Below are 19,152 nucleotides of genomic sequence, written 5' to 3'. Positions count from 1 at the left end.
CCGACGGGAGCAAATCCGTGAAAGATTTATTAAAGTTTCTGAAAGCGCAGACTAAAACCGAAGAGTTTGATGCGATCAAAATTGCTCTGGCTTCGCCAGACATGATCCGTTCATGGTCTTTCGGTGAAGTTAAAAAGCCGGAAACCATTAACTACCGTACGTTCAAACCTGAGCGTGACGGCCTTTTCTGTGCACGTATCTTCGGGCCAGTAAAAGATTACGAGTGCCTGTGCGGTAAGTACAAGCGCCTGAAACACCGTGGTGTGATCTGTGAGAAGTGCGGCGTTGAAGTGACCCAGACCAAAGTGCGCCGTGAGCGCATGGGCCACATCGAGCTGGCGTCTCCAACTGCCCACATCTGGTTCCTGAAATCCCTGCCGTCCCGTATCGGTCTGCTGCTGGATATGCCACTGCGTGATATCGAACGTGTTCTGTACTTCGAATCTTATGTGGTTATCGAAGGCGGGATGACGAACCTGGAACGTCACCAGATCCTGACTGAAGAGCAGTATCTGGACGCGCTGGAAGAGTTCGGTGACGAATTCGACGCGAAGATGGGTGCGGAAGCTATTCAGGCCCTGCTGAAGAGCATGGATCTGGAGCAAGAGTGCGAGCAGCTGCGTGAAGAGCTGAACGAAACCAACTCCGAAACCAAGCGTAAAAAGCTGACCAAGCGTATCAAACTGCTGGAAGCGTTCGTTCAGTCTGGTAACAAACCAGAGTGGATGATCCTGACCGTTCTGCCGGTTCTGCCGCCAGATCTGCGTCCGCTGGTTCCGCTGGATGGTGGTCGTTTTGCAACGTCTGACCTGAACGATCTGTATCGTCGCGTCATTAACCGTAACAACCGTCTGAAACGTCTGCTGGATCTGGCTGCGCCGGACATCATCGTACGCAACGAAAAACGTATGCTGCAGGAAGCGGTTGACGCCCTGCTGGATAACGGTCGTCGCGGTCGTGCGATCACTGGTTCTAACAAACGTCCTCTGAAATCTTTGGCCGACATGATCAAAGGTAAACAGGGTCGTTTCCGTCAGAACCTGCTCGGTAAGCGTGTTGACTACTCCGGTCGTTCTGTAATCACCGTAGGTCCATACCTGCGTCTGCATCAGTGCGGTCTGCCGAAGAAAATGGCACTGGAGCTGTTCAAACCATTCATCTACGGCAAACTGGAGCTGCGTGGCCTCGCCACCACCATCAAAGCCGCTAAGAAAATGGTTGAGCGTGAAGAAGCTGTCGTTTGGGATATCCTGGACGAAGTTATCCGCGAACACCCGGTACTGCTGAACCGTGCACCAACACTGCACCGTCTGGGTATCCAGGCATTTGAACCGGTACTGATCGAAGGTAAAGCTATCCAGCTGCACCCGCTGGTTTGTGCGGCATATAACGCCGACTTCGATGGTGACCAGATGGCTGTTCACGTACCGCTGACGCTGGAAGCCCAGCTGGAAGCGCGTGCGCTGATGATGTCTACCAACAACATCCTGTCCCCAGCGAACGGTGAACCAATCATCGTTCCTTCTCAGGACGTTGTATTGGGTCTGTACTACATGACCCGTGACTGTGTTAACGCCAAAGGCGAAGGCATGGTGCTGACTGGCCCTAAAGAAGCTGAGCGTATTTATCGCGCTGGCCTGGCCTCTCTGCATGCGCGCGTTAAAGTGCGTATCACCGAATACGAAAAAGATGAAAACGGCGAATTCGTTGCGAAGACCAGCCTGAAAGACACGACCGTTGGCCGTGCCATTCTGTGGATGATCGTACCGAAAGGTCTGCCTTTCTCCATCGTCAACCAGGCGCTGGGCAAGAAAGCAATCTCCAAAATGCTGAACACCTGTTACCGCATTCTGGGCCTGAAGCCGACCGTTATCTTCGCTGACCAGACCATGTACACCGGCTTTGCTTACGCTGCGCGCTCAGGTGCGTCCGTAGGTATCGACGACATGGTTATCCCAGAGAAGAAACACGAGATCATCTCTGAAGCGGAAGCTGAAGTTGCTGAGATCCAGGAGCAGTTCCAGTCTGGTCTGGTAACCGCAGGCGAACGCTATAACAAAGTTATCGATATCTGGGCTGCGGCGAACGATCGTGTATCCAAAGCGATGATGGATAACCTGCAAACCGAAACCGTGATTAACCGTGACGGCGTAGAAGAGCAGCAGGTTTCCTTCAACAGCATCTACATGATGGCCGACTCCGGTGCGCGTGGTTCTGCAGCACAGATTCGTCAGCTGGCAGGTATGCGTGGTCTGATGGCGAAGCCAGATGGCTCCATCATCGAAACGCCAATCACCGCGAACTTCCGTGAAGGTCTGAACGTACTCCAGTACTTCATCTCCACGCACGGTGCGCGTAAAGGTCTGGCGGATACCGCACTGAAAACGGCGAACTCCGGTTATCTGACGCGTCGTCTGGTTGACGTTGCGCAGGATCTGGTTGTGACCGAAGACGATTGTGGCACCCTCGAAGGTATCACCATGACCCCGGTTATCGAGGGTGGTGATGTTAAAGAGCCACTGCGCGATCGCGTACTGGGTCGTGTCGCTGCGGAAGACATTCTGAAGCCGGGTACTGCAGACATTCTGGTTCCACGTAACACGCTGCTGCACGAACAGTGGTGTGACCTGCTGGAAGCGAACTCTGTTGACTCAGTGAAAGTCCGTTCTGTTGTATCTTGTGACACCGACTTTGGTGTATGTGCGCACTGCTATGGTCGTGACCTGGCGCGTGGCCACATCATCAACAAAGGTGAAGCAATCGGTGTTATCGCGGCACAGTCCATCGGTGAACCGGGTACACAGCTGACGATGCGTACGTTCCACATCGGTGGTGCGGCATCTCGTGCGGCTGCTGAATCCAGCATCCAGGTGAAAAACAAAGGTAGCATCAAGCTCAGCAACGCGAAGTCTGTTGTTAACTCCGCTGGCAAGCTGGTTGTGACCTCTCGTAACACCGAGCTGAAACTGATCGACGAATTCGGTCGTACCAAAGAGAGCTATAAAGTGCCTTACGGTGCTGTTATGGCGAAAGGTGATGGCGAGCAGGTTGCTGGCGGTGAAACCGTTGCAAACTGGGATCCACACACCATGCCGGTTATCACCGAAGTAAGTGGTTTCATCCGCTTCACTGACATGATCGACGGCCAGACCATTACTCGTCAGACCGACGAGCTGACCGGTCTGTCTTCTCTGGTGGTCCTGGATTCTGCTGAACGTACTACCGGTGGTAAAGATCTGCGTCCTGCACTGAAAATCGTTGATGCTCAGGGTAACGACGTTCTGATCCCTGGTACCGATATGCCTGCGCAGTACTTCCTGCCGGGTAAAGCGATCGTTCAGCTGGAAGATGGCATTCAGATTGGTGCGGGTGATGCTCTGGCGCGTATTCCTCAGGAATCCAGCGGTACCAAGGACATCACCGGTGGTCTGCCACGCGTTGCGGATCTGTTCGAAGCACGTCGTCCGAAAGAGCCGGCAATCCTGGCTGAAATCAGCGGTATCATTTCCTTCGGTAAAGAGACCAAAGGTAAACGCCGTCTGGTGATCACCCCGGTTGATGGTAGCGAGCCGTACGAAGAGATGATTCCTAAGTGGCGTCAGCTCAACGTGTTCGAAGGTGAACGTGTAGAACGTGGTGACGTGGTTTCCGACGGTCCAGAAGCGCCGCACGACATTCTGCGTCTTCGTGGCGTACACGCGGTAACGCGTTACATCACCAACGAAGTACAGGACGTTTACCGTCTGCAAGGCGTTAAGATTAACGATAAACACATCGAAGTTATCGTTCGTCAGATGCTGCGTAAAGCAACCATCGAAAACGCAGGCAGCTCTGAGTTCCTGGAAGGCGAACAGGTTGAATACTCACGCGTTAAGATCGCTAACCGCGATCTGGAAGCGAACGGCAAAATCGGTGCGACCTTCGCACGCGATCTGCTGGGTATCACCAAAGCGTCTCTGGCAACCGAGTCCTTCATCTCTGCAGCATCGTTCCAGGAAACGACTCGTGTCCTGACCGAAGCGGCTGTTGCGGGTAAACGTGATGAACTGCGTGGTCTGAAAGAGAACGTTATCGTGGGTCGTCTGATCCCGGCTGGTACCGGTTATGCGTACCATCAGGATCGTATGCGTCGTCGTGCAGCGGGCGAACTGCCAGCAGCACCGCAGGTGACTGCAGAAGATGCATCCGCGAGCCTGGCAGAACTGCTGAACGCAGGTCTGGGCGGTTCCGACAACGAGTAATCGTTGATTCAGCTAATAAAAAACCCGCTTCGGCGGGTTTTTTTATGGCGTTTTGTCGGTCAGCGTAGCACTACCGGGCTTTTATCAGTTAATCAGCGGCAGCCGACGATAAAGCTCAATCATATCGCCTGCCAGATCCTGGATGACCATCGCGTTCATCAGGTGATCCTGAGAGTGGACGGTGATCAGGTTAACCGGCAGCTTCCCGGTACCTTCATCAAGCCCAATGAGCTGCGTCTGGATCGTGTGCGCATGCTTCACATATTCGCGCGACTCTTCCATCGCCTTTTCGGCTTCCTCAAAGTCACCTTTGCGTGCCATCTGCAATGCCGTCAGGGCAGCACTGCGCGCTGCACCTGCGTTGACCAGCAGTTCCATGATTGTTGTTTCTAAATCTTCCACGGGTCACTCCAGTAGTTTGAGCGCTTTTTCCAGTACGACATCACCTTTCATCATGCCGTAATCCATCATGTCGATGACTGCGACCTTTTTACCCAACGGGTCGGCTTGAGCCTGAAGTTTTGCCTGCTCGTATTTAACCTGTGGTCCCAGTAATACGATGTCGGCCGCCGCGATGTTGTCTTTAAACTCCGCGACCGGAACGGCTTTAATGGTGACTTCAACCCCTTTTTTCTGCGCGGCATCTTTCATACGTTGCACCAGCATGCTGGTTGACATTCCCGCTGCACAGCATAAAACGATGTTCTTCATAATCAGCCTCGATCTACATGTGTTTATTGATAATTATCTCGTGCAGACCGCTTCAACAACCGCTTTACCGCGATTGTGTGTCAGGCATCACAAAGAAATGGGTGATTTTCTGAAACCGGTTACAATTTTACAGCGAAGAGTCATATGGCCGGTAAAATGGGTACGCTGAAAGGTGGAGGATGAACTGCTGGACGTTCGGATAATGTCGTTTTTCGCGGCTGTTTCGCGGTATCGGTAAGCATTGCGTGATGTCAGAGGCAGGGCGAAACGAGGAAGAGGTTTTTCGCCCTGGCCAGCATCCGTTGCTGACGGAATAAGAATAAAAAAACCGGGTGATATCTGACAATCCCCCGGTTCTGACATCACGAGCTGACTCGTAATCTTTCAGCGCGCTTGCATGGTGTTTCAACGCAATTGCGAGGCTCTTCCCAGCCAACTGTCCCAGTCTTTCCAGACAGGCTGTAACCCTTGCGCGGCCAGGGCTTCTGCTACCGCTTCCGGGCGTCGTCCGTCATGTGGGGTAAACTGTTCCAGCTCTGGATGATCGTCGGCATAGCCCCCAGGCTGCGTTTTGGAAAACGCGCTGACGTTGTTAATCGCCAGCGGGATCACGCGGTCACGAAACGCCGGTGATTCGCGCGTTGAGAGGGATAATTCGACCTCCGGGGCGAGCAGGCGAAACGCGCAGATGGTTTGCACCAACTGGCGTTCATCCATCAGCGAGGCCGGTTCAATCCCTCCCGTACATGGGCGTAAGCGGGGGAAAGAGACGGAGTAACGGCTTTGCCAGTAGTGTTGCTGTAGCCACAGCAGATGCTCTGCCACCATATAACAGTCCACCCGCCAGCTGTCAGACAGCCCGGTCAGCGCGCCAAGACCGATTTTGTCGATCCCGGCGCGTCCCAGCCTGTCCGGCGTCTCCAGCCGGAAGAAGAAATCCTGTTTCTTCCCCTTCAGGTGATGCCGGGCGTATGTCGCCTCATGGTAGGTTTCCTGATAAACCATCACACCGTCCAGCCCGAGGGTTTTGAGCTCCGCGTATTCATCCTGTGACAGAGGCTGCACTTCCATTTGTAACGATGCGAACTCCCGGCGAATGGCCGGAAGATGCTGACGGAAATAGTCCATCCCAACTTTGCCCTGATGTTCACCGGTGACCAGCAACAGATGCTCAAAACCCATTTCGCGGATGGCCGCACATTCGCGCGCAATTTCGCTCTCATCGAGCGTTTTACGCTTGATGTGGTTGCTCATGGAAAAACCACAGTAGGTACAGTCATTGGCGCACAGGTTAGAGAGATAGAGCGGCACGTAAAAGCTTACCGTATTGCCAAAACGCTGCCGGGTGAGCCGCTGGGCACGCTGTGCCATCGGTTCAAGGTATGCGCTGGCTGCCGGAGAAAGCAGTGCCATCATGTCCTCACGGGTCAGATGGCGGGCATTTAACGCGCGCTCTACATCAGCATGCGTTTTGCTGTTGATGCGCAGGGCAATGTCGTCCCAGTCAAGCTGCCGCCAGCGCTCGGCAAAGGTGGTCATGAGAGCGCCTCCAGAAAACCGGTCAGCGGGCTGGTGGCTTGCGCCTGAAAACTGCGCGAGCCGGGGCCAGACTGTCTTGCCAGAAGACCGGCTTCCACCGCCATGCGGAATGCGCGTGCCATTATGACCGGATCGTCGGCTACGGCAATCGCCGTATTCACCAGTACGGCATCGGCACCCATTTCCAGCGCCTGTGTTGCATGGCTTGGCACACCAATGCCTGCATCAACGACGACGGGCACGGTGGCTTGTTCAATGATGATCTCCAGCATTGCGCGGGTTTCCAGCCCCTGGTTGGAACCGATAGGTGCGCCCAGCGGCATGACGGCAGCACAGCCGACGTCTTCCAGACGCTTGCACAGCACCGGATCGGCTCCGCAGTAGGGCAGGACGGTAAACCCAAGCTGAACCAGTTTTTCAGCCGCTTTCAGGGTTTCGATAGGATCGGGCAACAACCAGCGGGCATCCGGGTGAATTTCCAGCTTCAGCCAGTGTGTGCCGAGTGCTTCACGTGCCAGCTGGGCGGCAAATATTGCCTCCTCAGCCGTTTTCGCGCCGGAGGTGTTTGGCAAGAGCGTAACGCCCGCCTCCAGTAACGGTGCCAGAATGGCGTCACTGCGATGGCGCAGATCCACACGCTTCAGCGCCAGCGTGACCAGCTGGCTGCCGCTTTCACGGATGGCATCAACCATCAGCTGCGGAGAGGCGAATTTTCCGGTTCCGGTAAACAGATGTGAATCAAAGGTTTTATCGGCAATACGTAACATCTCATCCCCCTGCGATAACCTGAAACAGCAGGATTTGATCGCCTTCGCTCACCTGCTGATGTTCCCACTGCTCGCGCGGCAGGATCTGTTGATTGAGCGCCAGCGCCGTTCCCGGTTTAAGCTGACACAGCTTGTCGAGCAGCACGGAGACGGTCAGACCCTCATCGCACTTCATTGGCTCATCGTTAAACAGAATGCGCATCGTGGCCCCCACATACCGGACAGTGGCTGGCGCGATGGAGTGCCAGGTGCCGCCAGCCGCTGGAGCGGGCGTCAAACAGCCGCAGCGTATTGCGTTCCGTCTCCATGCCGCTGAGCAGCTTGATGGTTTCCAGCGCCTGCAAGGTGCCCATCATGCCCACCACGGGGCCAAGAATACCGGCCGTGCGGCAGTTGCGCTCGGGTTCGGCATCATCCGGCCACAGACAGCGATAGCACCCCTGTGTCCACGGTGGTGTCAGCACCATCATCTGCCCGCCGAATCCAACCGCGCTGGCAGTAATAAGCGGCGTGTTCTGCGCCACGCAGGCCGCATTGATGGCCTGACGCGTTGCCATATTGTCAGTACAGTCCAGCACCACGTCGGCAAGGGCGACTTCACGCCGCAGGTTTTCACCGCTAAGCCGCTCCTGTAACGCAATCAGTGTGATATCCGGGTTCAACTGGTTCAGCCGCTGCAGGGTGATACGCGCTTTGGGTTGGTTGATGTCCTCGGTGGTAAAAAGGATTTGCCGCTGCAGATTACTGATATGCACATCATCGTCATCGGCCAGCACCAGTGTGCCGACGCCTGCACCTGCCAGATAAAGTGCGGCAGGTGCGCCTAATCCACCGAGGCCGACAATCAGCACCCGGCTGGCGAGCAGCTTTTGCTGCCCGTCAATGGCGATATCCTCCAGCAGGATCTGGCGGCTGTAGCGCATAAAGTCGTGGTCATTCATCGCCTGCTCCTGCCAGCTGTAAAAGCTGGGCGGTGGCGGCCTGCCAGTCTGTTGCCTGAGTGATGGCGCTGACGACGGCAATACTGCCGACGCCCGTGTCCAGCACGGCAGGGGCGCGCTCAAGGCTAATCCCGCCGATAGCGACAGTCGGGTGATCCGCAAGGCGTTTTACGTGTGCTGCCAGCTGTGCCAATCCTTGTGGCGCGGAAGGCATCTGCTTGGTTTGTGTCGGGAAGACGTGCCCAAGCGCAATGTAGGAAGGACGAGCCGCCAGCGCGATGTCGATCTCCATATCGTCATGCGTTGATACGCCCAGACGCAGACCCGCTTCGCGGATCGCGTTGAGGTCAGTCGTCTCCAGATCTTCCTGACCCAGATGCACGCCATAAGCCTGGTGCTTAATTGCCAGACGCCAGTAATCGTTGATAAACAGGCGGGCGTCATATTGACGCCCCAGCGCGATGGCTGCGGCTACATCAGTCTCCACCTCTTCATCGCGCTTATCTTTGATACGCAGCTGAATCGTGCGAACACCTGCCTCCAGCAGGCGTGCGATCCACTCCACGCTATCCACCACCGGGTAAAGTCCTAAGCGGAAGGGGACGGGCGGGAAATCGGGCTGGTACATTATGCTTCCTCTTTTTTGAGGTAGATTTCACCGCCTTTGGCGCGGAAGTTTTCCGACATGTCCGCCATGCCGACTTCAATCGCCTGCGTAGCAGCATAATCACGGACTTCCTGGCTGATCTTCATCGAGCAGAATTTTGGCCCGCACATGGAGCAGAAGTGCGCCACTTTACCGGACTCCTGCGGCAGGGTTTCGTCGTGATAGGCGCGGGCAGTGAACGGGTCGAGCGCCAGGTTGAACTGGTCTTCCCAGCGGAATTCAAAACGCGCCTTCGACATGGCATTGTCGCGGATTTGCGCACCCGGGTGACCTTTAGCCAGGTCAGCTGCGTGGGCAGCGATTTTGTAGGTGATCAGCCCCTGTTTCACGTCCTCTTTGTTGGGCAGACCCAGGTGCTCTTTTGGCGTCACGTAGCAGAGCATGGCGCAGCCGAACCAGCCGATCATTGCGGCACCAATCCCGGAGGTAAAGTGGTCGTAGCCCGGCGCGATATCGGTCGTCAGTGGCCCGAGGGTGTAGAACGGTGCTTCGTGGCAGTGCTCCAGCTCTTCGGTCATGTTGCGGCGGATCATCTGCATCGGCACATGCCCCGGGCCTTCAATCATCACCTGTACGTCATACTCCCAGGCGATTTTGGTCAGCTCGCCCAGCGTGTGCAGTTCGGCAAACTGTGCTTCATCGTTCGCATCACGAATGGAGCCCGGACGCAGACCATCGCCCAGAGAGAGTGAAACGTCATAGGCGGCACAGATTTCGCAGATTTCGCGGAAGTGTTCGTAGAGGAAATTTTCCTGATGGTGCGACAGGCACCACTTCGCCATAATTGAGCCGCCGCGAGAAACAATACCCGTCAGGCGTTTGGCGGTCATTGGCACGTAGCGCAGCAGTACGCCTGCGTGAATGGTGAAGTAGTCCACACCCTGTTCCGCCTGTTCCAGCAGGGTATCGCGGAAGGCTTCCCAGGTGAGGTTTTCCGCGATGCCATTGACCTTCTCCAGCGCCTGATAGACTGGAACCGTACCAATGGGTACCGGGCTGTTACGCAGGATCCACTCACGCGTTTCGTGGATATAACGCCCGGTGGAGAGATCCATAACGGTGTCCGCGCCCCAGCGTGTTGACCAGACCAGTTTTTCCACCTCTTCTTCAATGGAGGAGGTGACCGCAGAGTTACCGATGTTGGCGTTGACCTTCACCAGGAAGTTACGACCGATGATCATCGGTTCCGATTCCGGGTGGTTAATGTTGGCGGGAATAATCGCACGGCCAGCGGCCACTTCGTCACGCACAAATTCTGGCGTGATGTTTTCTGGCAGGCGAGCACCAAAGCCTTCGCCAGGATGCTGGTGGCGCAGCACTTCGCTGCGGATGCGCTCGCGACCCATGTTTTCACGAATGGCGATGAACTCCATCTCCGGGGTGACGATACCCTGGCGCGCGTAGTGCAGCTGGGTCACGCATTTGCCCGCTTTGGCGCGTTTTGGCGTCAGCAGGCCGGTAAAACGTAGCTCGTCCAGACCATCGTCAGCCAGGCGTTCTTGGGTGTAGTGAGAGCTACGGATGGTCAGTTCTTCACTGTCGTGACGGGCGTCAATCCACGGCTGGCGTAGCTTCGCCAGACCCTGCTGAACGTTAATAGCAACATCAGGGTCGCCGTACGGACCGGAGGTGTCGTACACCGGTACGGCTTCGTTGTCCTCAAACTGCGGGTTTTCTTTGCTCCCACCGATGAGGGTAGGACTGAGCTGAATTTCGCGCATTGGGACACGGATATCCGCCTGCGAGCCGGTGATGTAAATACGGTTCGAGTTCGGGAAAGCACTGCCTTCCAGGGTGTCGATAAAGTGTTGTGCTTGTGCGCGCTGCTCGCGGCGGGTCAGTTTAGTTGTAGACATAGCTCATTCCAAAAGTGAAGGACATGGCTTGTCAGACGACGGATGAAGCAAGAGGAGATCGCCCTGAGGCGATACAACAGCAGTTTGACTCTTGTTCCCTTCGCAGGTATTAGCCTGATCAGGTTCCGCGGATCCCGAATTAACGGTCTCAGCCCGGCTTTCGCTCTGGGCACTCCGACAAGAAAAATCCCCCTCCGAAGAGGGGTGAATGAATGTAAATTACTCGTTAACGACGAAGAACTCAAGCAGGTCGCGCGATGTTCTCTTCGTTGCTGGCCTTCAGATCGTTATCAAGCACAAGGGCGATAAGTTTGTCTTCCAGCGTGAAGCGCTCTTCCAGCGCCTCTCCGAGATCGGACAGCACCTTCTGGAACTCAAGATAGTTATCGTGATTGATAGCATTCCCGAGCGTGGAATCATAGTAATCCATAATCTGCTGGGTATTGGCTTCCAGCAGCGGATAGAGTTTGCTTGCCGCTAAAAATGGGCTGGTACCTTCCATTTCACGGATAATACGTTCATAAATATTGAAATGGCCGTCGGACAGGTAGTCGACCAGGCTCTGACAAAAATCGTCCAGCGCTTTTTCATTCAGCCGCATCCAGGATTCTTTGCCAGGCTTAATACCGACCAGATTGTAATAAACCACGAGTAGATGCTTGCGCACATGTAGCCAGCGATCCACCAGTTTGTTATTTCCTCTAACGCGCTCAGTCAGACTTTCTAGCTGGTTTAACATGTTCGACCCCACAAGGTTTAAAATTGAATCTGCTTACCCAAAATGTAACCACAATGCTAACAACATGTCAGTGAAGCAAAGGTAGTGCAATAGATATGGATCGTATTATTGAAAAATCAGATCTCGGTTGGTGGTTAGTCTGCCACGAACAAAAATTATGGCTGCCTGCCGGGGAAATACCCTACGGCGCGGCGGAAAAGTTCGATCTTGTGGGCTACTCCGCACTAATGATCGGCGAGTGGCAGGGCGATTCTGTGTGGTTGATCCAGCGGTCTCGTCGTCAGGAGATGGGATCCGTTCGTCAGGTGCTCGATCTTGAGGTCGGGTTATTCCAGCTGGCGGGGCGGGGTGTGCAACTGGCGGAGTTTTATCGCTCACACAAATACTGTGGCTACTGCGGCCATACCATGCATCCGAGCAAAACCGAGTGGGCGATGCTCTGCAGTCACTGCCGTGAACGCTACTACCCGCAGATTGCACCGTGCATTATCGTCGCAATTCGTCGTGATGACGCCATCCTGCTGGCGCAACATACCCGACATCGCAACGGCGTGCATACCGTACTGGCCGGGTTCGTCGAAGTGGGTGAAACGCTGGAACAGGCAGTGGCGCGTGAAGTGATGGAGGAGAGTGGTATTAAGGTCAAAAATCTGCGTTACGTGACGTCACAACCGTGGCCGTTCCCGCAGTCGCTGATGACGGCGTTTATGGCGGAATACGACAGCGGTGAGATTGTTATCGACCAAAAAGAACTGCTGGAAGCGAACTGGTATCGTTACGATGATTTACCGCTGCTACCGCCACCGGGTACCGTGGCACGTCGGCTAATAGAAGATACCGTAGCAATGTGTCGGGCTGATGATGAGTGACATGATACACTGAGGCCATGACGCTTAAGGAACTGCAAAAATGACCGAACTGAAGAACGATCGTTATCTGCGTGCGCTGCTGCGCCAGCCCGTTGATGTCACCCCGGTGTGGATGATGCGCCAGGCGGGACGCTATCTGCCAGAGTACAAAGCCACGCGTGCGCAGGCCGGCGATTTTATGTCGCTGTGCAAAAATGCCGAGCTGGCCTGTGAGGTGACGCTTCAGCCGCTGCGCCGCTTCCCGCTGGATGCTGCCATTCTCTTTTCGGACATTCTGACCATTCCGGATGCAATGGGTCTGGGCCTGTACTTCGAAACGGGTGAAGGCCCACGTTTCACCTCCCCGATTAAGAGCAAAGCCGATGTTGATAAGCTACCCGTTCCGGATCCCGAGCAGGAACTGGGCTATGTGATGAACGCGGTACGCACTATTCGCCGCGAGCTGAAGGGTGAAGTGCCGCTGATTGGCTTCTCCGGCAGCCCGTGGACGCTGGCAACCTATATGGTTGAAGGCGGTAGCAGTAAAGCCTTTACCGTGATTAAAAAGATGATGTATGCCGAGCCTTCGGCTCTGCATGCGCTGCTCGATAAGCTGGCAAAAAGCGTCACCCTTTATCTCAACGCGCAGATTAAAGCGGGTGCGCAATCGGTGATGATTTTTGACACCTGGGGCGGCGTGCTGACCGGGCGTGATTATCAGCAGTTCTCGCTCTACTACATGCATAAAATTGTCGATGGCCTGTTGCGTGAAAACGAAGGCCGACGCGTACCTGTCACACTGTTCACCAAAGGTGGCGGCCAGTGGCTGGAAGCAATGGCCGCAACCGGCTGCGATGCACTGGGACTCGACTGGAGCACCGATATCGCCGATGCGCGTCGTCGTGTAGGTGACAAAGTGGCGCTGCAGGGCAATATGGATCCGTCCATGCTTTATGCACCGCCCGCCCGTATTGAAGAAGAGGTGGCCACTATTCTGGCGGGCTTTGGTCAGGGTGAAGGTCACGTGTTCAACCTTGGTCACGGCATTCATCAGGATGTGCCGCCAGAGCATGCTGGCGCGTTTGTGGAGGCGGTACACCGGCTTTCTGCGCAATACCACCAGTAAGGAGTGGTTATGGATCTCGCGTCATTACGCGCTCAACAGGTAGAACTGGCTTCATCAGTTTGCCGCGAGGATCGTCTGGATAAGGATCCCCCGCAGTATATTGGCGGTGCCGATGTGGGGTTTGAGCAGGGTGGAGAAGTGACGCGAGCGGCGATGGTGCTGCTGAAGTATCCCTCGCTTGAGCTGGTGGAGTACCAGGTGGCGCGTATCGCCACCACCATGCCCTACATTCCTGGCTTTCTCTCCTTTCGCGAATATCCTGCGCTGCTTGCCGCGTGGGAACAACTCTCGCAAAAGCCCGACCTGCTGTTTGTCGATGGGCACGGTATCTCCCACCCGCGCCGTTTAGGTGTTGCCAGCCATTTCGGTCTGCTGGCGGGTGTGCCCACGATTGGCGTGGCGAAGAAACGCCTGTGTGGCGCGTTTGAGCCGCTTTCCGCCGAACCAGGTGCTCTGGCAGCGCTCACGGATAAAGGCGAACAGCTGGCGTGGGTCTGGCGCAGCAAAGCACGCTGTAATCCGCTATTTATTTCCACCGGTCACCGGGTGAGTATGGATAGCGCTCTGGCATGGGTACAGCGCTGTACAAAAGGCTACCGGTTACCGGAGCCGACGCGCTGGGCTGATGCTGTTGCCTCCTCGCGTCCGGCATTTGTTCGTTGGCAGGAAATTCAGTCATGATTCAGGTAAACTGCCGCTAATTTTCGATTCGAGACATCATCATGTTACAAAACCCGATTCATCTGCGCCTTGAGAAGCTGGAAAGCTGGCAACACGTCACCTTTATGGCTTGCCTGTGCGAGCGCATGTATCCCAACTATGCCACGTTCTGCAAGCAGACGGGCTTTGGTGATGGCCATATCTATCGTCGTATTCTGGATCTGATCTGGGAAACGCTAACGGTGAAAGATGCGAAGGTGAACTTCGACTCTCAGCTTGAAAAGCTGGAAGAAGCTATCCCTGCGGCTGATGATTTCGACCTGTATGGTGTTTATCCGGCAATAGATGCCTGCGTGGCGTTAAGCGAGCTGATCCACTCCCGTCTGAGTGGTGAAACCCTGGAACATGCCATTGAAGTCAGTAAGGCATCTATTACTAGCGTAGCGATGCTGGAAATGACTCAGGAAGGCCGCGAGATGACGGAGGAAGAGCTGCGCGCTAACCCGGCGGTAGAACAGGAATGGGACATCCAGTGGGAAATTTTCCGCCTGCTGGCAGAGTGTGAAGAACGCGATATTGAGCTGATAAAAGGGCTGCGCGCGGACTTACGTGAGGCCGGCGAAAGTAATATTGGTATAATTTTTAACCAATGAGACAACAAAACGTGATTTAACGCCTGTTTTGTCGCTCCTCGACTCTTCCCTTTCGCCCCCCGTCTGGTCTACATTTGGGGGGCGAAAAAAAGTGGCTATCGGTGCGTGTATGCAGGAGAGTGCTTTTTTGGCATTTTCGTCGCACTCGATGCTTAGCAAGCGATAAACACATTGAAAGGATAACTTATGAACAAGACTCAACTGATTGATGTAATTGCGGACAAGGCTGATCTGTCTAAAGTGCAGGCTAAAGCTGCTCTGGAATCTACCCTGGCTGCTATTACTGAGTCTCTGAAAGAAGGCGATGCTGTACAACTGGTTGGTTTCGGTACCTTCAAAGTGAACCACCGCGCTGAGCGTACTGGCCGCAACCCGCAGACCGGTAAAGAAATCAAAATCGCCGCTGCTAACGTTCCGGCGTTTGTTTCTGGTAAAGCACTGAAAGACGCTGTTAAGTAAGACGCGTGGCAGTGAACAGTTTTAACGAAGGGGCGGGAACGCCCCTTTTGTCTTTCTGGCGTGGAACGCTCGCGCTGGCAGGCATGCTGTTGCTGTCAGCCTGTAGCCACGACTCCTCCCTCCCACCGTTTACCGCCAGCGGTTACGTTGACAACCACGGGGCGGTCAGGATCTGGCGCAAAGATTCCGGCGGTGAAGTTCATCTGCTTTCCGCTTTCAGTCCGTGGCATAACGGCAATACGTCGACCGCAGAGTACCGCTGGCAGGGGGATGACCTGTCACTGATTGAGCTGAATGTCTACGGCAAGACCCCTGAGCACGTAAAAGTGCGTTTTGATGACCACGGTGAACTGAGTTTTATGCAGCGTGAAGTCAGCGGTCAAAAACAGCAACTCTCCAGCGATCAAATCGCCCTCTACCGTTACCGTGCTGAACAAATCCGTCAGACCAGCGATGCGCTGCGTCAGGGACGCGTTGTGTTGCAGCAGGGGCGCTGGCATGCCGATGGTACAGTAACCACCTGCGAAGGGCAGACGATGAAGCCTGAGTTCGAATCCTGGGCAACCGCGCACATCCAGCGTCGTCAGAGTCATTCATCAATGGAAGTGAGTTTGGCGTGGCTTGAAGCGCCGGAAGGTTCGCAGCTGTTGCTGGTGGCGAATGAAGACTTCTGCACCTGGCAGCCGAAAGAAAAAAGTTTTTGACGTAATACCCCTCTCCCGCACGGGGAGAGGGGTAGCGTGGGGGGGACGCTGACCGCTCCCTTACTCGCCTTGCTCACGCGCAATCGCGCGATAGCCAATGTCCTGGCGGCTAAAGCTGCCGTTCCAGTGAATATCTGCCATCAGCGCATAGGCACGCTTCTGTGCTTCTGCAACGGTATGACCCAGCGCGGTAGCACACAGTACGCGGCCACCGTTAGTCAGTACGCGATCGTCGTCAGACAGCGTAGTGCCCGCATGGAACACCTTCGCACCTTCAGCTTCTTCCAGTGGTAAACCGTGGATCTCATCGCCGGTGTTGTAGTTACCCGGATAACCACCCGCAGCAATCACCACGCCCAGAGAAGCACGTTCGTCCCACTCGGAGGTTCTCTCGTCCAGCTTGCCTTCGCAGGCTGCCAGGCAGAGATCCACCAGATCGGATTTCATGCGCAGCATAATGGGTTGTGTTTCCGGATCGCCAAAGCGGCAGTTGAATTCGATCACCTTCGGGTTGCCCTGCTTGTCGATCATCAGACCTGCATAAAGGAAACCGGTGTAGGTATTACCTTCCGCCGCCATGCCTTTTACAGTAGGCCAGATGATGCGATCCATCGTGCGCTGATGCACTTCATCAGTGACCACCGGAGCAGGAGAGTATGCGCCCATACCACCGGTATTCGGGCCGGTGTCTGCATTGCCAACGCGCTTATGATCCTGGCTGGTGGCCATCGGCAGAACGTGTTCGCCATCGACCATCACGATAAAGCTCGCCTCTTCGCCGTCGAGGAACTCTTCAATCACGATGCGGTGGCCTGCATCACCAAAGGCGTTGCCTGCCAGCATATCCTGAACCGCAGCTTCCGCTTCTTCGAGGGTCATCGCGACGATAACGCCTTTACCGGCAGCCAGGCCGTCGGCCTTGATGACAATCGGGGCACCTTTTTCACGTAAGTAAGCGAGGGCAGGCTCCACTTCGGTGAAGTTCTGATATTCCGCTGTCGGGATGTTGTGGCGCGCGAGGAAATCCTTGGTAAAGGCTTTAGAGCCTTCCAGCTGCGCGGCACCTTCCGTCGGGCCGAAGATTTTCAGGCCTGCAGCGCGGAACGCATCCACAACCCCAATTACCAGCGGAGCTTCCGGGCCGACGATGGTCAGATCGACTTTTTCGTTCTGGGCAAAGCTCAGCAGCGCCGGGATATCGGTCACGCCGATGGCAACGTTCTGCAGAGCGGGTTCCAGCGCAGTGCCGGCGTTACCTGGTGCCACAAATACAGTTTTCACCAGCGGTGACTGTGCCGCCTTCCACGCCAGGGCGTGCTCGCGCCCGCCGTTACCAATCACTAATACTTTCATTTTCTGCTCCGTGGATTAATGGCGGAAGTGGCGCATGTCGGTGAAGATCATCGCAATGCCGTGTTCGTCGGCGGCGGCAATCACTTCGTCATCGCGGATAGAACCGCCAGGCTGGATCACACAGGTGATGCCTACAGCCGCAGCTGCGTCGATACCATCACGGAACGGGAAGAAGGCGTCAGAGGCCATTGCGGAACCTTTCACTTCCAGGCCTTCGTCACCGGCTTTAATACCCGCGATTTTTGCAGAGTAGACGCGGCTCATCTGGCCTGCGCCTATCCCGATGGTCATATTCTCTTTCGCGTAGACAATGGCGTTGGATTTGACGAACTTCGCCACTTTCCAGCAGAACAGCGCATCACGCAGCTCTTGTTCGGTCGGCTGACGTTTGGTCACCACGCGCAGGTAGGCTCCAGACACCATACCCAGATCGCGATCCTGAACCAGCAGACCGCCGTTTACGCGTTTGAAATCCAGACCTGAAACACGCTCCGCCCACTGACCACAAACCAGCACGCGCACGTTCTGTTTAGCGGCCGTGATTTTCAGGGCTTCTTCTGATGCGGATGGCGCGATGATCACTTCAACAAACTGGCGAGAAATAATGGCCTGCGCGGTTTCGGCATCCAGCTCGCGGTTGAAGGCGATAATGCCGCCGAACGCAGAGGTTGGGTCGGTTTTGTACGCGCGATCGTAGGCATCCAGAATTGAGGTGCTTACCGCTACGCCGCAAGGGTTCGCGTGCTTCACGATAACGCAGGCTGGCTCGCTGAACTCTTTCACGCACTCGAGTGCGGCGTCGGTATCAGCAATGTTGTTATAGGAGAGCGCCTTGCCCTGAACTTGCTGAGCAGTGGCAACAGAGGCTTCTTTTACCTCTTCTTCTATATAGAAGGCAGCCTGCTGGTGGCTGTTCTCGCCGTAACGCATATCCTGCTTCTTAATGAAGTTCAGGTTCAGGGTACGTGGGAAGCGACCAGAGGGTTCGTTGCTTTCGCCATGGTAAGCCGGGACCAGGCTACCGAAGTAGTTAGCGATCATGCTGTCGTAAGCGGCGGTGTGCTCAAATGCTTTAATGGCGAGGTCGAAACGGGTATCCAGAGTCAGGGACCCTTCGTTAGCATCCATCTCGTTAATAATGGTGTTGTAGTCGCTGCTCTTCACCACAATAGCCACATCTTTATGGTTCTTGGCTGCGGAGCGAACCATCGTTGGGCCGCCGATATCGATATTCTCAACGGCATCTTCCAGAGAGCAGCCTTCGCGGGCAACGGTCTGAGCGAACGGGTACAGGTTAACGACGACCATGTCGATTGGCGCGATATTGTGTTTTTCCATAATACCGTCGTCCTGACCGCGACGGCCAAGAATACCGCCATGCACTTTCGGGTGCAGAGTCTTGACGCGTCCATCCATCATTTCCGGGAAACCGGTGTAATCGGACACTTCGGTTACCGGCAGACCTTTATCTGCTAACAGGCGAGCGGTACCACCTGTAGAAAGCAGCTCCACACCACGTGCAGAAAGTGCCTGAGCGAATTCGACGATACCGGCTTTATCAGAAACACTGAGCAGAGCACGGCGGACTGGACGACGTTGTTGCATGGTAAATCCCCTGGATTTCACGATTACAGAGAGCGTTAGATGAATTTTCCATCGGAAAACTCATCTAACACACCTGACAGGGCATCCTTGTTCAGCGCGGGCATTTTAACGAAAACGTTTGCGCAACGCTCGCACATTTTCACTTTTTCGTATCATTGTGGATAAGTCTGTGTGTAAAAGGGTATAAGGCGGGGTTTTGCTGGGGAATGCAGCAGTCAGTCATTTTTCTGTCATTTAGCAGTTGCAGCGGCACGAGAACTCCCTATAATGCGCCTCCATCGAC

General features: G+C 55.1%; 18 protein-coding genes and 1 riboswitch. Of the genes, 7 read left to right on the top strand and 11 right to left on the bottom strand.

Features of this window, described 5'->3' with window-relative positions; all coding sequences use genetic code 11:
• Positions 1-17: 17 nt before the first annotated feature.
• A complete protein-coding gene (gene rpoC, locus ACHHZ6_RS23305) occupies positions 18-4,241 on the top strand; it encodes a DNA-directed RNA polymerase subunit beta' (RefSeq protein ID WP_182273025.1) in 4,224 nt (1,407 codons plus the stop codon).
• Positions 4,242-4,325: 84 nt separating this feature from the next.
• On the opposite strand, the gene ACHHZ6_RS23300 is transcribed toward rpoC, so the two are convergent.
• From ACHHZ6_RS23300 to rsd, 9 genes are all read right to left on the bottom strand, one after another.
• Positions 4,326-4,643 carry a PTS lactose/cellobiose transporter subunit IIA gene (locus ACHHZ6_RS23300; protein ID WP_182273024.1) on the bottom strand — a complete coding sequence of 106 codons (318 nt, stop codon included), beginning with the start codon at positions 4,641-4,643 and terminating at the stop codon, positions 4,326-4,328.
• A 3-nt stretch (positions 4,644-4,646) separates the two neighbouring features.
• On the bottom strand, positions 4,647-4,952 hold the full coding sequence (locus ACHHZ6_RS23295; RefSeq protein ID WP_182273023.1) for a PTS sugar transporter subunit IIB: 306 nt from the start codon (positions 4,950-4,952) through the stop codon (positions 4,647-4,649).
• A gap of 405 nt (positions 4,953-5,357) precedes the next feature.
• Positions 5,358-6,491 carry a 2-iminoacetate synthase ThiH gene (gene thiH, locus ACHHZ6_RS23290; RefSeq protein WP_395123102.1) on the bottom strand — a complete coding sequence of 378 codons (1,134 nt, stop codon included), beginning with the start codon at positions 6,489-6,491 and terminating at the stop codon, positions 5,358-5,360.
• Entirely contained in the window at positions 6,488-7,258 is a 771-nt protein-coding gene (gene thiG / locus ACHHZ6_RS23285; protein ID WP_395123101.1) for a thiazole synthase, read from the bottom strand. The genes thiH and thiG overlap by 4 nt, the downstream gene beginning before the upstream one ends.
• Position 7,259: 1 nt before the next feature.
• Positions 7,260-7,460 carry a sulfur carrier protein ThiS gene (gene thiS / locus ACHHZ6_RS23280; protein WP_182273020.1) on the bottom strand — a complete coding sequence of 67 codons (201 nt, stop codon included), beginning with the start codon at positions 7,458-7,460 and terminating at the stop codon, positions 7,260-7,262.
• Complete coding sequence (locus ACHHZ6_RS23275; protein WP_395123099.1) at positions 7,444-8,199, bottom strand: HesA/MoeB/ThiF family protein; 756 nt, start codon at positions 8,197-8,199, stop codon at positions 7,444-7,446. Before ACHHZ6_RS23275 ends, thiS begins: the two co-directional genes overlap by 17 nt.
• Positions 8,192-8,827, bottom strand: coding sequence for a thiamine phosphate synthase (gene thiE / locus ACHHZ6_RS23270; RefSeq protein WP_182919235.1), 636 nt, complete (start codon positions 8,825-8,827; stop codon positions 8,192-8,194). Before thiE ends, ACHHZ6_RS23275 begins: the two co-directional genes overlap by 8 nt.
• Positions 8,827-10,722, bottom strand: coding sequence for a phosphomethylpyrimidine synthase ThiC (thiC, locus tag ACHHZ6_RS23265; protein WP_196390695.1), 1,896 nt, complete (start codon positions 10,720-10,722; stop codon positions 8,827-8,829). The genes thiE and thiC overlap by 1 nt, the downstream gene beginning before the upstream one ends.
• A 78-nt stretch (positions 10,723-10,800) precedes the next feature.
• A riboswitch (TPP riboswitch) is annotated at positions 10,801-10,909 on the bottom strand.
• A gap of 54 nt (positions 10,910-10,963) precedes the next feature.
• Positions 10,964-11,461: a sigma D regulator gene (gene rsd / locus ACHHZ6_RS23260; RefSeq protein WP_182273016.1), complete on the bottom strand. Its 498-nt coding sequence runs from the start codon at positions 11,459-11,461 to the stop codon at positions 10,964-10,966.
• A gap of 95 nt (positions 11,462-11,556) precedes the next feature.
• On the opposite strand from rsd, the gene nudC reads away from it, so the two are divergent.
• The 6 genes from nudC (at position 11,557) to ACHHZ6_RS23230 (ending at position 15,911) form a co-directional block, all read left to right on the top strand.
• A complete protein-coding gene (gene nudC / locus ACHHZ6_RS23255) occupies positions 11,557-12,330 on the top strand; it encodes an NAD(+) diphosphatase (protein WP_395123096.1) in 774 nt (257 codons plus the stop codon).
• Between the two features lie 40 nt (positions 12,331-12,370).
• Positions 12,371-13,435 (top strand): uroporphyrinogen decarboxylase, encoded by a 1,065-nt coding sequence (gene hemE / locus ACHHZ6_RS23250; protein ID WP_182273014.1) that lies wholly within the window; start codon positions 12,371-12,373, stop codon positions 13,433-13,435.
• 9 nt (positions 13,436-13,444) lie between these two features.
• Positions 13,445-14,116 (top strand): deoxyribonuclease V, encoded by a 672-nt coding sequence (gene nfi, locus ACHHZ6_RS23245; protein WP_182273013.1) that lies wholly within the window; start codon positions 13,445-13,447, stop codon positions 14,114-14,116.
• Positions 14,117-14,157: 41 nt separating this feature from the next.
• Positions 14,158-14,748 carry a YjaG family protein gene (locus ACHHZ6_RS23240; RefSeq protein WP_182919237.1) on the top strand — a complete coding sequence of 197 codons (591 nt, stop codon included), beginning with the start codon at positions 14,158-14,160 and terminating at the stop codon, positions 14,746-14,748.
• A gap of 186 nt (positions 14,749-14,934) precedes the next feature.
• A complete protein-coding gene (gene hupA, locus ACHHZ6_RS23235; protein WP_002445246.1) occupies positions 14,935-15,207 on the top strand; it encodes a nucleoid-associated protein HU-alpha in 273 nt (90 codons plus the stop codon).
• Between the two features lie 11 nt (positions 15,208-15,218).
• Positions 15,219-15,911: a DUF1481 domain-containing protein gene (locus tag ACHHZ6_RS23230; protein ID WP_182273011.1), complete on the top strand. Its 693-nt coding sequence runs from the start codon at positions 15,219-15,221 to the stop codon at positions 15,909-15,911.
• Positions 15,912-15,971: 60 nt separating this feature from the next.
• On the opposite strand, the gene purD is transcribed toward ACHHZ6_RS23230, so the two are convergent.
• Together purD and purH are read right to left on the bottom strand one after the other, a co-directional pair.
• Positions 15,972-17,264 (bottom strand): phosphoribosylamine--glycine ligase, encoded by a 1,293-nt coding sequence (purD, locus tag ACHHZ6_RS23225; protein ID WP_182273010.1) that lies wholly within the window; start codon positions 17,262-17,264, stop codon positions 15,972-15,974.
• Positions 17,265-17,279: 15 nt separating this feature from the next.
• Positions 17,280-18,869: a bifunctional phosphoribosylaminoimidazolecarboxamide formyltransferase/IMP cyclohydrolase gene (gene purH / locus ACHHZ6_RS23220; protein ID WP_395123091.1), complete on the bottom strand. Its 1,590-nt coding sequence runs from the start codon at positions 18,867-18,869 to the stop codon at positions 17,280-17,282.
• Positions 18,870-19,152 lie beyond the last annotated feature (283 nt).

The organism is Enterobacter cloacae complex sp. 2024EL-00214 (genome assembly GCF_043945575.1).
Taxonomy (GTDB): Bacteria; Pseudomonadota; Gammaproteobacteria; order Enterobacterales; family Enterobacteriaceae; genus Enterobacter; species Enterobacter cloacae_P.
Note: the sequence above shows the minus strand (reverse complement) of the source record. Positions and strands in the feature narration are given on the sequence as shown.

Bases quoted from the DNA above. Each gene is read 5' to 3' on its own strand.
- ACHHZ6_RS23240 (WP_182919237.1), top strand. From the start codon at position 14,158: ATGTTACAAAACCCGATTCATCTGCGCCTTGAGAAGCTGGAAAGCTGG.
- hemE (WP_182273014.1), top strand. From the start codon at position 12,371: ATGACCGAACTGAAGAACGATCGTTATCTGCGTGCGCTGCTGCGCCAG.
- hupA (WP_002445246.1), top strand. From the start codon at position 14,935: ATGAACAAGACTCAACTGATTGATGTAATTGCGGACAAGGCTGATCTG.
- purH (WP_395123091.1), bottom strand. From the start codon at position 18,869: ATGCAACAACGTCGTCCAGTCCGCCGTGCTCTGCTCAGTGTTTCTGAT.
- purD (WP_182273010.1), bottom strand. From the start codon at position 17,264: ATGAAAGTATTAGTGATTGGTAACGGCGGGCGCGAGCACGCCCTGGCG.
- thiS (WP_182273020.1), bottom strand. From the start codon at position 7,460: ATGCGCATTCTGTTTAACGATGAGCCAATGAAGTGCGATGAGGGTCTG.
- ACHHZ6_RS23295 (WP_182273023.1), bottom strand. From the start codon at position 4,952: ATGAAGAACATCGTTTTATGCTGTGCAGCGGGAATGTCAACCAGCATG.
- nudC (WP_395123096.1), top strand. From the start codon at position 11,557: ATGGATCGTATTATTGAAAAATCAGATCTCGGTTGGTGGTTAGTCTGC.
- thiC (WP_196390695.1), bottom strand. From the start codon at position 10,722: ATGTCTACAACTAAACTGACCCGCCGCGAGCAGCGCGCACAAGCACAA.
- nfi (WP_182273013.1), top strand. From the start codon at position 13,445: ATGGATCTCGCGTCATTACGCGCTCAACAGGTAGAACTGGCTTCATCA.
- thiG (WP_395123101.1), bottom strand. From the start codon at position 7,258: ATGTTACGTATTGCCGATAAAACCTTTGATTCACATCTGTTTACCGGA.
- ACHHZ6_RS23275 (WP_395123099.1), bottom strand. From the start codon at position 8,199: ATGAATGACCACGACTTTATGCGCTACAGCCGCCAGATCCTGCTGGAG.
- thiE (WP_182919235.1), bottom strand. From the start codon at position 8,827: ATGTACCAGCCCGATTTCCCGCCCGTCCCCTTCCGCTTAGGACTTTAC.
- thiH (WP_395123102.1), bottom strand. From the start codon at position 6,491: ATGACCACCTTTGCCGAGCGCTGGCGGCAGCTTGACTGGGACGACATT.
- rsd (WP_182273016.1), bottom strand. From the start codon at position 11,461: ATGTTAAACCAGCTAGAAAGTCTGACTGAGCGCGTTAGAGGAAATAAC.